We start from the raw sequence: 12,843 nt of genomic DNA on the forward strand, positions 1-12,843 counted from the left end.
AGTTGCGTTCGCGTCCACTGTGCAGTTCCCGAGATACGGTCGGGAACCCCCCACACACACCACCACCCCCACAAAGGGTGAAACCCGGTGCGTGACAAACGGGGGGAAGAACAACCACATCTCCATAGAGTTTCGGCTGTCATAGCGAAGGGGAAACGCCCGGCTCCATTCCGAACCCGGAAGCTAAGCCCTTCAGCGCCGATGGTACTGCACTGGTGACGGTGTGGGAGAGTAGGACGCAGCCGGACAAACATTCAAGAAATGGCCCGCCACTATGGCGGGCCATTTCTCATTTGCGGGTCTGTGCGTTCCCACGCACGGCCCCATAGACTGCACGTGCTCGATGCGGCTAGCGCCGCCTGACCTGCCTGGAGGGTATTCATGACCGACGAGAACCGTGGACCACGCCGAGACGGCGGGCGTGATGACTCGCGTCGTGGCGGGTCCGATCGCGACGGCGGCTCCAGAGGACGAGACGCCAGCGGCCGCGCCCCACGCAGTGGCGACCGGCCTGACCGTGGGCGCGAAGACCGTCGTGATGGTCCGCCTGCTGCTCGACGCGATGACCGCGGTTCGCGCAGCTCGGGCAATGATGACCGCCGCGACGGCGGGCGTCCCACCCGCGGTGGTGCGGAGCGCGACAGAGAGCAGCGTGGCGGACCCCGGCTCGCGCCAAAGACCGCGCGTCGACCGGAACCCCGTATCCCGGACGGCGTCACCGGCAACGAGTTGGACCGTTCGGTGCACCAGCAGTTGCGCACCCTGAGCAAGGAGAACGCAGAGGGCGTGGCCCAGCACTTGGTGATGGTCGCTGCACTCCTCGAGGCCGACGAGATCGAAAATGCCATGGCGCACGCCGAGACGGCCGTACGCCGGGCCGGCCGTGTTCCCGCGGCTCGCGAAGCTCTTGGCATGGTGGCCTACCGTTCTGGCGACTTTGCCCGTGCTCTCGGTGAGTTCCGCACCGTGCGACGTATCAGCGGCTCGGATCACCTCATTCCGCTCATGGTCGACTGCGAACGTGGACTCGGGCGTCATGAGCGCGCCCTGGACCTGGCCCAATCCCCGGAGGCCAAGAGGCTTCCCAAGGAAGAGCGCGTCGAGCTGGCCATCGTCATCAGCGGCATTCGACGCGACCTCGGTCAGACCGACGCCGCTCTGGTCGCGTTGCAGATCCCCGAGCTCAAGAAGTCGAACCAGCCGCGTTTGGCCTACGCCTATGCGGACACGCTGCTTGGCTTGGGACGCGTGGCAGAAGCCCGTGACTGGTTCGAGAAAGCGGCGGACGCCGACGTCGAGTACGAGACCGACGCCGTTGAGCGCCTTGAGGAACTGGACGGGGTGAGCACCACCGATCTCCTCGGGGGTGCCGACGAGGAGGACGAGGTCAACGAGTGAGGCTCGTTGATCGCTACGACGCGATCGTCTGCGATCTCGATGGTGTCGTCTATCGAGGCGACCCCGCGGTGCCACATGCCGTGGAAGCGCTGTCCGCGGCGGGGATCCCCATCCAGTTCGCAACCAACAACGCTTCGCGACCGCCACGACAGGTGGCTGACCACCTACGTCGTCTGGGCCTCGACATCACCGACGACTCCGTGGCCACGAGTAGTCAAGCGGCCGCATGGGTTCTCACGCGGCACCTCGAGCCAGGCGCCGCGGTGCTCGCCATCGGAGGAGAGGGTGTGGCGCAGGCGCTGCGAGAGAGCGGTTTCGTCCCCGTCACTTCGATTGACGACCGCCCTGCAGCTGTCGTCCAGGGCTACGGCCCCGACGTGAGCGCGACGGATCTGGCGCAGGCGGCATACGCCGTGCAACGCGGGGCGCTCTGGTTGGCGACCAACACCGATCACACGTTGCCGACGGCAGACGGCTTTGCCCCGGGCAACGGTGCGTTGGTCCTGGCGGTGGGCGCGGCAGTGGGCCGAGGACCCGAACTGGTCGCTGGAAAGCCCGACGAACCGCTGTATCTCATGTGCGCCGAGCGCCTGGGCGTTGCGCCGAATCGGGTTCTGGCCATTGGTGATCGGCTCGAGACCGACATCGAAGGTGCGCATCAAGCGGGGATGGACTCGCTGTTGGTGCTGACGGGCGTGCACGGTGTCAGTGACGCCGTCGCAGCTCCTCCGCAGGCCCGCCCGACATGGATGGCACCGGACCTGCGCGCCCTTCTTGTCGAGATTGATGAGCTGGAGCGGACCTCAGAGCTGTTGCGCGCGGAGTGGGAGATCCGCGATCACGAGCAGGTCGACGCTGGCAGCACCAGGGTCTTGCCGCCGGAACTTGCCGCGCTGAGTGACTCGCTGAGTGACTGACGGGCCGCTACGGACTCCACTCGCCGAGTAGCGTGGGCGAGAACCACCACGAACCACAGGAGGAACCATGGCCAAGCGGTCGATCCAGGGATACGTCGAGCTCGCCTCAGGGCTGGGCGAGATGACCAAGGGTGCTGCCAAGGAGGCAGCCGCCGAACTCGTCTCCCTCACCAACGCAGACCTGTCGCCGAAGAAGGTCACGAAGCAGGCGAGCCAGTTGGCCGATGACCTCATCGCCGCTGCGAAGTCCAACCGCAAGAGCCTGGTGGCACTCGTGCGCTCCGAGGTCGACAAGGCCGTAGGTCGTCTCGACGTGGGAAGCCTCCAGAAGGAGATCTCCAACGTCACGGACACGGTCCACACGTTGCGCGGTCAGGTCGAAGAGTTGGCCTCGTCGGTCTCCGGCCGCTCGATGAAGACCGCGTCCGGCGCGGCCACCGGCGCTGTCAAGGTCGTTGACTCTGCCGGCGACGCAGCCCGCAACACCGCAACGGCCGCGGCACCGAGCCGACGACCGGCCCGCTCGGCCCTGAAGAGGACCGCCAAGAAGGCACCGGCCAAGAAGGTGTCCACGGCGAAGAAGTCCGCTCCAGACACCTCGGTCGCGAAGAAGTCTGCTGCCAAGGCCACGCCTGCCAAGAAGGCCGCCACGGCCACGAAGACAGCGACCAAGGCCCCGGCCAAGAAGGTGTCGACGGCCAAGACGACAGCCGCCAAGAAGGCTGCGCCCGCGAAGACGACAGCCGCCAAGAAGGCTGCGCCCGCGAAGACGACAGCCGCCAAGAAGGCTGCGCCCGCGAAGACGACAGCCGCCAAGAAGGCTGCGCCCGCGAAGACGACAGCCGCCAAGAAGGCAACTCCGGCCACGAAGGCTACGACGGCGACGCCCGCCAAGAAGACCTCCACTGCCACCACGGCGTCGAAGACCACCTCCCCCTCCGCCTCGTCCGCGACCCCGTCGGTGGGCGGCGCGTGAGCGAACAGGTTTCTCAGCCGTCCGAATCGGACCGGTTCGAGGTGACTGACGTCGACGAGACCCTCCACGACACGGAGACGTCGGCGTCACCTCGGGCCGAGTCCGCAGGAGCGGACGACACATCTCCCGAGTCCGGATCCGAGCCGCCGTCCGAGCCGCAACCCGAAGTCGGGGGAGCGCCCGAGACTGGTGACCTCGTCATCGACGCCTCGTTGCGCGACCTCGCCGATGCCCCTGCCGACGACCTCGACGCGCAGATCGAGCGCGGCGAGCAGGTGCAGCGCACCCTGCAGGGTCGACTCAGCGACCTCGGAGGCTGACATCGCTCGGCTCGACGCCGAGCTCGTGCGCCGCGGGCTCGCGCGCTCACGGGGGGAGGCGAGGGAACTCGTCGAAGCCGGGCTCGTGACCGTGGACGGGAAGGTTGCGCGCAAGCCGGCGACCGTCACGGATGAGGGGAGCACGGTCGAGGTCTCGTCCGACAGCCCGCGATGGGTCGGTCGGGCAGCGCACAAGCTCGACCACGCCTTCACCGTCTGGGAGCCTCACGGCCTCACGGCCTCGGGGCGCAGCTGCCTTGACGTCGGAGCCTCGACTGGCGGGTTCACCCAGGTCCTGCTGGCCCGCGGCGCCAGTCATGTGGTGGCACTCGACGTGGGCCGTGACCAGCTCGTCGCCGAGCTGCGCGCCGACCCGCGGGTCACCGAGCGCAGTCGCACCTCGATCCGCGACGTGGAACCTGAGCAGATCGGCACCTTCGACGTCGTGGTCGGGGACCTCTCCTTCATCTCGCTGACGCTCGTCCTCGAGCCGATGTCACGACTCACCAACCCCGGCGGTGACGTCGTGCTGCTCGTCAAGCCGCAGTTCGAGGTGGGGCGTGGTCGCTTGAGCAAGAACGGCATCGTCACCGATCCGCGGCAGCGGCGGCGGGCGCTCACTGACGTCGTGGCTGCAGCGCAGGCCGCTGGCCTCGGAGTCCACGGGCTCATGCGCAGCCCGATCCACGGTGGAGGGGGCAACACCGAGTACCTCATGTGGGCTCGGTCAGGGGTCTCGGGCACGATGGACCACGGTGCGGTGACTGCCGCAGTCCGTGAGCTGAGCAAGGAGGTTCGAGCGTGAGCGAGTCTCGCCGCATCCTTCTTGTGGTCCACCCCAACCGTCCCGAGGTCCACGACCACGCGCTCGGCGTGGTCAAGCGCCTCAAGGCAGCGGGCGTGGCCGTCGCGGTCATCAGCGATGAGATGCGAGGCACCCCGCTCGAGGACGCCCCCGACCTCATCAGTGCCGACCCTGCCGATCCGACCCACGGCTGCGAGCTCGTCTGCATCCTCGGCGGAGACGGATCCATCCTGCGCGCGGCCGAGCTGTCCCGGGGTTCGGGCGTCCCGCTGCTCGGGGTCAACTTTGGCCACGTCGGATTCCTCGCCGAGGTGGAGCGAGACGACCTCGACGTCACGGTGGAGCGCATCGTCTCGAGGCAATACACCGTCGAGGAGCGCATGACCCTCGAGGTCGTCGCGATGCACGACGGTCAGACCGTCTTCAAGAGCTGGGCCCTCAACGAGGTGACGGTCGAGAAGGCGTCGCGTGAGCGGATGATCGAGCTCACCGTCGAGATCGACGGTCGCCCGCTCTCGACGTGGGGCTGCGACGGCGTCGTCATGGCCACCCCCACGGGATCGACCGCCTACGCGTTCTCGGCCGGTGGTCCGGTCGTCTGGCCCGATGTCGAGGCCATGCTGCTCGTCCCCATCAGCGCCCACGCCCTCTTTGCGCGGCCCCTCGTCGTCGGGCCCGACAGTCAGCTGGCCGTCGAGGTCGTGCCGCGAACCGAAGGCGGGGGCGTCGTCTGGTGCGACGGTCGCCGAGCCATCGACCTTCCTCCCGGCGCGCGCATCCAGGTGCATCGCAGCGCCGACTCCGTGCGACTCGCGCGCTTTGCCGCGTCGCCCTTCACCGACCGTCTCGTCGAGAAGTTCGACCTCTCGGTGCACGGCTGGCGTGGTGCTGCTCGCCGCGCGAGCGAGTCCGCGATGGGTTCCGGCACCGAGTCCGACGCCGAATCCGGCACCGAGACGGGCTGACCGGGACCAGTGCTACAAGAGATCAGGATCAAAGACGTCGGCATCATCGATGAGTCGATCATCGAGTTCGGGCCGGGGCTGACCGTGCTCACCGGTGAGACCGGTGCAGGCAAGACGATGGTCGTCACAAGCCTCGGGCTGCTGCTTGGATCGCGCTCTGACTCCGGTCTGGTCCGCGAGGGATCCGGTCGCGCTGTCATCGAGGGCGTCTTCGACGTGGCAGCCGATCACCCGGCAAAACTTCGAGCCGCAGAGGCCGGCGGAGACGTCGATGAGAGTTTGGTGCTGGTCCGCACCGTGAGCGGTGAGGGTCGCTCGCGCGCCCACGTCGGAGGCCGCAGCGCACCCGTCGGGGTGCTCAGCGAACTGGGCGAACACCTCGTCGCTGTCCATGGACAAGCAGATCAATGGCGGTTGAGGCGCCCGGAGGAGCACCGCGAACTGCTCGACGCGTTCGGTGGTCGTCCGGTGGCAGGTGTGCGGACGGCATACAACGAGGCGTATGCCGCACACGCCTCGGCTCTCGCGGAACTCGAGTCGTTGCGCGCTGCCGCGCGCGAACGCGCCCAGGAGCTCGACCTGCTGCATCGAGGACTGGAACGCATCGCCGCGGTGGAGCCGGTCGCTGGTGAAGACGCAGACCTCCGCGTCGAGGACGAACGGCTGGCACACGCAGAGGAATTGCGTCGCGGTTCGAGTGAGGCGCATTTGCTCCTGGCTGGTGACGACGACGCTTCTGGTGGCGCTGACGGTGGGGTGATGGGTGCCCTGGCTTCGGCGAGGTCGTCCATGAGTCAGGTGAGCGCCAATGACCCCGCGCTCGCGGACCTGGAGCGCCGCCTCAACGAGGTCACGCACCTCATCACCGATCTTGCGTCCGACCTCTCCAGCTACGTCGCGGATATCGACCTGGACCCCGGCCGACTCGAGTTCGTCCAGGAGCGCCGGTCGCAGCTCACGGACCTCACGCGCAGCTATGGCGAGACGATCGAGGACGTCATCGCATGGAGTGCGACCGCGTCCAGGCGCGTGCTGGAGCTCGAGGGCGACGATGACCGGATCGACGTGCTCGAGAAGGAGGTGGGAGCCCTCGAGGCAGACCGGGTCGCCTCGGCGAAGAAGCTCTCCACCGCTCGGCGCAAGGCAGCCAAAACCTTGTCGGCGCGCATCGGCGACGAGCTGAGTCACTTGGCCATGGGTTCGGCCACGGTTGTCGTCGCGGTCGACGAGGCAGGTCGGCTCGGTCCGCACGGCGGCGATGAGGTCGAGATCGGGTTGGCGGCCAACGTCGGGAGCACGCCACGCAGCGTCAGCAAGGCGGCCTCCGGTGGTGAGCTCTCGCGGGTGATGCTCGCGATCGAGGTCGCGACGGCCACCTCCGACACCACGAGCTCAGTGCCGACCTTCGTCTTCGATGAGGTGGATTCCGGCGTCGGCGGGCGGGCTGCTCTCGATGTCGGAGCCCGACTGGCTGCTCTCGCGACGAGCGCGCAGGTGATCGTCGTGACGCACCTGGCCCAGGTGGCCGCGCACGCTGATCACCATCTCGTCGTGTCCAAGGCCGACGACGGTCAAGTGACTCGCAGCGGTGTTCGCCGGGTCACGGGGGAGGAACGGGTCAGCGAGCTCGCCCGAATGATGGCAGGCGGTGTGAGCGACGCGGCCCTGGAACACGCCCGGGACCTGCTCGCCGACCTCGGACAAAGCGCCGACGCCTGACCGGCCGCGCCCTCTGCGGCCCTGAGGGTTGCGCGTGGCACGATGTGCTGGATGCCCTTCACGACCCGCCTCCGCCGCGAACGCGACCCCGGACCTGCCGGCGTCAGCGGCCCTGCCCGCGTGGACCCACGGACCAAGGACCTGACCAAGCGCCTCAAGCCCGGCGACATCGCCGTCATCAACCATGTCGACATCGACCGGGTGAGCGCTGAGGCGCTGGTGGCCTGTCGTCCCGCCGCGGTCGTCAACGCAGCGACGTCGATCTCTGGGCGATATCCCAACCTCGGACCCGAGATCCTGCTCGCGGCGGGCATCCCGTTGCTCGATGCGGTCGGTGACGAGGCGATGAAGGTCACCGATGGCACCCGTGTCCATCTCGACGGCGCGAACCTCATGGCCGGCGACCGGGTCGTCGCCACGGGTCAGGCTCTCGACGAGGCCTTGGTGACAGCGTCGATGGCCGATGCACGAGCTGGGCTCAACGATCAGCTCGAGGCGTTCGCCGCCAACACGATGGAGTATCTCAAGCAGGAACGTGCCCTGCTCCTCGACGGTGTGGGCGTCCCCGACATCCAGACCGATCTCGACGGTCGCCACGTCCTCATCGTGGTCCGCGGGTACCACTACAAGGAGGACCTGAAGATGCTTCGGTCCTACATCCGCGAGTTCAAACCGATCCTCATCGGCGTCGATGGGGGAGCAGACGCCATCGTCGAGGCCCGCCACAAGCCGGACCTCATCGTCGGCGACATGGACTCCGTCTCCGACGCGACGCTGAGGTCCGGCGCCGAGGTCGTGGTCCACGCCTACCGTGACGGCCGCGCGCCCGGCCTGGAGCGCGTGCGTGATCTGGGGGTCGAACCGGTCGTCTTCCCCGCCACCGGCACGAGCGAGGACGTCGCGATGCTGCTCGCCGACGACAAGGGCGCGACCCTCATCGTCGCCGTCGGAACCCACGCCACCCTCATCGAGTTCCTCGACAAGGGACGCTCGGGCATGGCCAGCACGTTCCTCACCCGGTTGCGCGTCGGCGGCAAACTCGTCGACGCCAAGGGTGTGAGTCGTCTCTATCGCTCACGCATCTCGGGAACCTGGCTCCTCCTTCTCGTTCTCGTTGGCCTGTGCGCGTTGGCCGCCGCGCTCTGGGCCTCCCCCGGAGGCAAGGTGTTGCTGCAAGTCCTGGGTGCCCGCCTCGACGATCTCTGGTCCGCACTCGGAGGAATCTTCACGTGATCGACTTCCGCTATCACCTCGTCTCGATCGTCTCGGTCTTCATGGCGCTGGCTGTCGGCATCGTCCTCGGTGCGGGTCCGCTCCAAGGACAGATCGGCGACACCCTCACCCAAGAGGTCACCCAGTTGCGCGAGGACCGTGCCGCGTTGCGCACCGAACTCGAGACAGCCCGCAAGGCGGGCGAGACGCGCGATGAGTTCACCGAGGCCGCACGAGCCCGGCTTGTCGGCGGCACACTGAACAACACCAGGGTGGCACTCATCGTGTTGCCCGAGGCCGACGCCGATGATGTCAACGCTGTGAGCGACACGTTGGCCGCCTCGGGGGCGTCCGTGGTGTCGCGCACGACGGTCGAGGACGCGTGGGTTCCCCAGGACGCCGAGGCAACGAAGGAGTTGGCCCAGTTGGCGACGGACCAACGGCGTGCACTTGGCCTGCCTGCGGCAGCCGAGTCCGACACGAGTCCGCTCGACGACGTGCTCGCCACCTCGCTCGTGGCGCCCGACGCGGCAGCCGCCAACGACGCAAACAAGGCAGCCATCGACGCGCTCGCCAGCGCCAAGCTCATCGATGTGGACAGCGCCGACCTCGTCCGGGCCAGCACCGCCGTCGTGGTCGCCGCCCCGGTCAAGGGTGATGTTGCTGCGGACCGAGACCGTGAGGCGACACGTCTGGCATCGCTCGCCGCGGCGCTGGACCGTGCGGGCCAGGGAGCCGTCCTCACGGAGGACATCGGCGTGAGTGGCTTCGCCGGCGGCGCCTCAGTGGTCCGTGCCGCGCGCAGTGACGCCACCACGGCCGGCGCTCTTTCCACCGTCGACGACATCAGCCTCTCGCTCGGCCAGGTCAGCGTCGTCTATGCGCTGGTTCAGCAGCTCTCCGGGGGCGTTGGCCAGTACGGCCTCGGCGACGGCGTCTCGGCCGGCTACCCGCCGATCCCGGCGCCATGACCCGACGACCGCTCGTGGGTGCCGTCGTGGCGGCCGCGGCGGCAGGTGGCGCCATGCTTGCGCGCCACCACGTGCCCGCACACCTGCGCGCGCGGTGGGACCGCACCAACCACGCAGGCCGGACCGTGACCCTCCTTGAAGGACCGGTGTATGCCGTTGCCGCGGCTGTCGGTGCGGCTGCGGCTGGCGCCCCTTCGGCCGCGGGTGTCGTGACCAGCCTGGGGGCTGGAGCCTTCGGAGCCCTGGACGACCTCGCGGGGGACTCCTCGAGCAAGGGACTCAAGGGCCACCTCGGAGCGCTGGCGCACGGCGAGGTGACGACCGGTGCGATCAAAATCGTTGGTCTGGCGGCGACCGGGCTCGTCGCCGCCGCCCTCGCCGACCGACGCACAGACCGCGGGCTCCTCACGACTCTGGTCGGCGGCGCGGCCATCGCCGGTTCGGCCAACCTCGCCAACCTCTTCGACCTTCGCCCCGGGCGAACTCTCAAGGTCGCCACCCTCGGCGCCGTTCCGCTGCTTTTCCCGCTAGGCGCGAACGGCGCGGCCACCGCAGCAGCTGCCCTGGGCGCCGCTGTCGGCACCCTGCCTGGCGACCTGCGGGGCGAGTCGATGCTTGGCGACACCGGAGCCAACGCCGCCGGAGCCATGGTCGGCCTCGCGCTCGTCGAACGCACCGGGCTGCGGGGGCGACTCGGGGTCCTGATCGTCACCGCTGCTCTCACGGTCCTGTCCGAGAAGGTCTCGTTCAGCAAGGTCATCGAGGGCAACGAGGTGCTTCGACGCATCGACGCTCTCGGCCGACCGACCTCGTGAACGCGCGTCGGGCCGCAGCCGGCATCGCCGGTGCTGCAGGGCTCATTGCCGTGATGACGCTGTTCTCGCGCATCGCCGGCGTCGGGCGGATCTTCGTCTTCGCCGATGCCGTGCGCGCCAAGGGCGTCGGCGAGATCTATCAGACCGTCAACGCTCTCCCCAACGTGCTGTTCGAGGTCGCGGCCGGTGGGATCCTCGCCGCGGTTGCCGTGCCCCTCATCGCCAGTCGGCTCGGCGTGGGCGACCGCGACCACGCCGATCGCGTTGCGTCAGTCCTGCTCACCTGGGCCTTGGCCACCCTCGTGCCGGCCGCCATCGTGCTCTTCCTTGCCGCCCCTGCCCTATCCGGTCTCATGATCAAGGACTTCGATCCACGTGCCCACGAGGTTGGAGCCACGCTCCTGCGCATCTTCGCGGTTCAAGTGCCTCTCTACGGGGTCGGCATCATTCTCGCCGGGCTCCTCCAGGCCCACCGCCGCTTCCTCATGGCCGCCCTTGCACCTCTGCTCTCCTCGATCGTCGTGCTGGGGTCCTACCTCTGGTACGGCCAGCTCACCGGCGGCGAGACCTCACCCTCACTCGTCAGTGGATCCGCGCTTGTGGTCCTGGGCTGGGGAACGACCCTCGGGGTGGTGGCTCTGTCGCTACCCCTGGTGATCCCCGCCCTTCGGACTGGCTGGCGCTGGCGTCCGTCTTTCCGCCTGCCGGCCGACGACGCGCGCCGCATCGGCAGTCTCGCCGGCGCGGGTGTTCTGGCGCTCCTCGCCCAGCAGGCTGCCGTGCTCGCGACGATGTGGCTGACGAACCACTCAGGGGACCGCGGTGCGTTCCCCGTCTACGGCTACGTCCAGGCGATCTACCTGCTTCCTTATGCCGTCCTCGCCGTTCCCGTGGCCACGAGCACCTTTCCTGCCCTGGCGGCCGGCGCGGGCGCCGGGCGTGAGGTCAGCTCCACTCTGGCTAGGGCACTCGGAGGGGTCCTCGTGCTGACCGGTCTGGCCGTGGGGGCGCTTCTCGCTGCAGCTCCGGCCGTGGGCGCCTTCTTCGAGCTGCTCGACGCCCGACGCGGTGCCGAAGGCGCCAGTCCCGTGGCGCTTTCGGCCATGTCGGGCGCCCTCACGGCTTATGCGCCGGGGTTGGTCGGATTCGGTCTGAGCGCGCTGCTGACCCGGGCCCTCTACGTCCGAGGGCGCCCCATGCACGCGGCCCTCGCCGTCGCCGCTGGGTGGCTCGTGGCCCTCCTGCCGATCGTCGTCGTCGGGCCGGACCAGGGTCCCGGAGCAACGCTGGGCGCACTCGGCGTCGCGTCCTCGCTCGGGATGACCCTGTCCGCCGTGCTGCTGCTCATGCTGGTTCGCCGCGAGTGGGGGCCGGAGGCCGTGGCTGGGGTGGCTCGCACCGCCGGCGTCCTCGTCGTGACGGCGGCGGCGGGCCTGGCCACGGGTGGCGCCGTGACGCGCGGTCGCGACCTCGACGATTTTGCCGAGGTGGTGCTGACCGGCCTCAGCGCCGGGCTGGCGGCACTCCTGGCAGGGCTCGTCGTCCTCTGGTTCGCCGACAGGGAGATGATGAGAGAGGTAGTCGATCGCGTCAGGACTCGGCGCAGGGGAGGAGCAGGGACATGAGGATTGCTCTCGTGATGGGGACGAGCGCCGGGGGGACCGGGCGTCACGTCCACGACCTTGTCCACGGACTCGTCGGGGCCGGTCACGACGTCGTCGTGCTCGCACCCGCGGGCGAGCTGGACCAGTTCGACTTCGCCGGAGCGGGCGCCGCGACGGTCGAACTCACCGTCAGGGACCGTCCACAGCCCAGGGGTGATGCCAGAGCTCTCGCCACCCTGCGGGAGGTGTGCGGGGGAGCGGACGTCGTCCATGCCCATGGAGCCAGGGTCGGGGCGCTGGCCACCCTGGCCCTCGTCGGTGTCGCCACCCCCCTCGTCGTGACGATCCACAACGCGTCACCTGGGGGTGGGTTTGCCGGGCGCGTCCACGCCGTCCTCGAGCGGGTCGTGGCCCGCGGTGCCGACCTCGTCCTCGGTGTCTCGGCCGACATCGTCAAGGATCAGCTGCGTCTTGATGCCAAACGCTCCGAGCTCGCCGTCATCGCCGCACCGCCACCTGCCGCCGTCACCCGTGACCGCTATGCCGTGCGTCGCGATCTCGGCATGGACGCGCGCACCATGCTCCTCGTCACGGTGGCCCGGCTCGCTCCGCAGAAGGACCTCGACCTCCTCATCGATGCCGTCGCAGAGATGCTCGGACGTCACGACATCGCCGTGCTCGCCGCAGTGGCTGGCGACGGGCCCGACCGCGAGCGACTCCAGCTCCGCATCGATGACACCAGGGTGCCGGTTCGGCTCCTCGGCCACCGCACCGACGTCGCCGACCTCATTGCCGCTGCAGACGCCGTCGTCTCGACTGCAAGGTGGGAAGGGCAGCCCGTCGGGCTCCAGGAGGCCCTCCACTCCGGTGCCGCCATTGTCGCGACCGATGCCGGTGGCACCGGCGCCGTCGTCGGTGACGCAGCGATCCTCGTGCCGGTGGGTGACGTTGCCTCGATGGCGCGCGCGCTCGCCGACGTCCTGCTGCACGGCGCGGTGCGCGACGACCTTCGCTCCCGAGCCATCGGTCGCGGAGCCGAGCTGCCCACGAGTGCCGACGCGCTGGAAGCTGCGCTCACGGCATACCGGTCGGTCCTGTGATCAGCGCGCTCATCAGCGCGTCGTCACCAGGCATGGCGCGC

12 protein-coding genes and 1 rRNA gene are annotated in these 12,843 nt (G+C 69.0%); all 13 read left to right on the forward strand.

Annotated features, from left to right (window positions below; translation table 11 throughout):
• Positions 1-131 precede the first annotated feature (131 nt).
• Positions 132-248: ribosomal RNA gene (gene rrf, locus V6K52_RS09005) — 5S ribosomal RNA — on the forward strand.
• A gap of 133 nt (positions 249-381) precedes the next feature.
• A complete protein-coding gene (locus V6K52_RS09010; protein ID WP_353953524.1) occupies positions 382-1,398 on the forward strand; it encodes a hypothetical protein in 1,017 nt (338 codons plus the stop codon).
• The gene (locus V6K52_RS09015; protein WP_353953525.1) at positions 1,395-2,315 is read left to right on the forward strand and encodes an HAD-IIA family hydrolase; all 921 of its coding nucleotides are present in this window, start codon (positions 1,395-1,397) and stop codon (positions 2,313-2,315) included. The genes V6K52_RS09010 and V6K52_RS09015 overlap by 4 nt, the downstream gene beginning before the upstream one ends.
• A gap of 67 nt (positions 2,316-2,382) precedes the next feature.
• On the forward strand, positions 2,383-3,291 hold the full coding sequence (locus V6K52_RS09020; RefSeq protein WP_353953526.1) for a hypothetical protein: 909 nt from the start codon (positions 2,383-2,385) through the stop codon (positions 3,289-3,291).
• Entirely contained in the window at positions 3,288-3,611 is a 324-nt protein-coding gene (locus V6K52_RS09025; protein ID WP_353953527.1) for a hypothetical protein, read from the forward strand. The genes V6K52_RS09020 and V6K52_RS09025 overlap by 4 nt, the downstream gene beginning before the upstream one ends.
• A 1-nt stretch (position 3,612) precedes the next feature.
• A complete protein-coding gene (locus V6K52_RS09030) occupies positions 3,613-4,416 on the forward strand; it encodes a TlyA family RNA methyltransferase (protein ID WP_353953750.1) in 804 nt (267 codons plus the stop codon).
• The gene (locus V6K52_RS09035) at positions 4,413-5,381 is read left to right on the forward strand and encodes an NAD kinase (RefSeq protein WP_353953528.1); all 969 of its coding nucleotides are present in this window, start codon (positions 4,413-4,415) and stop codon (positions 5,379-5,381) included. Before V6K52_RS09030 ends, V6K52_RS09035 begins: the two co-directional genes overlap by 4 nt.
• Positions 5,382-5,390: 9 nt before the next feature.
• Positions 5,391-7,100 carry a DNA repair protein RecN gene (recN, locus tag V6K52_RS09040; protein WP_353953529.1) on the forward strand — a complete coding sequence of 570 codons (1,710 nt, stop codon included), beginning with the start codon at positions 5,391-5,393 and terminating at the stop codon, positions 7,098-7,100.
• A 51-nt stretch (positions 7,101-7,151) separates the two neighbouring features.
• Positions 7,152-8,333, forward strand: a complete 1,182-nt coding sequence (gene steA / locus V6K52_RS09045) for a putative cytokinetic ring protein SteA (RefSeq protein WP_353953530.1) — start codon at positions 7,152-7,154, stop codon at positions 8,331-8,333.
• Entirely contained in the window at positions 8,330-9,283 is a 954-nt protein-coding gene (locus V6K52_RS09050) for a copper transporter (protein ID WP_353953531.1), read from the forward strand. The genes steA and V6K52_RS09050 overlap by 4 nt, the downstream gene beginning before the upstream one ends.
• Positions 9,280-10,098 (forward strand): hypothetical protein, encoded by an 819-nt coding sequence (locus tag V6K52_RS09055; protein ID WP_353953532.1) that lies wholly within the window; start codon positions 9,280-9,282, stop codon positions 10,096-10,098. Before V6K52_RS09050 ends, V6K52_RS09055 begins: the two co-directional genes overlap by 4 nt.
• Positions 10,095-11,723, forward strand: coding sequence for a lipid II flippase MurJ (locus tag V6K52_RS09060; RefSeq protein WP_353953533.1), 1,629 nt, complete (start codon positions 10,095-10,097; stop codon positions 11,721-11,723). Before V6K52_RS09055 ends, V6K52_RS09060 begins: the two co-directional genes overlap by 4 nt.
• The gene (locus tag V6K52_RS09065) at positions 11,720-12,802 is read left to right on the forward strand and encodes a glycosyltransferase family 4 protein (RefSeq protein WP_353953534.1); all 1,083 of its coding nucleotides are present in this window, start codon (positions 11,720-11,722) and stop codon (positions 12,800-12,802) included. The genes V6K52_RS09060 and V6K52_RS09065 overlap by 4 nt, the downstream gene beginning before the upstream one ends.
• Positions 12,803-12,843 lie beyond the last annotated feature (41 nt).

Origin of the sequence: Knoellia sp. S7-12 (assembly GCF_040518285.1) — a bacterium.
Classification (GTDB): domain Bacteria; phylum Actinomycetota; class Actinomycetes; order Actinomycetales; family Dermatophilaceae; genus Knoellia.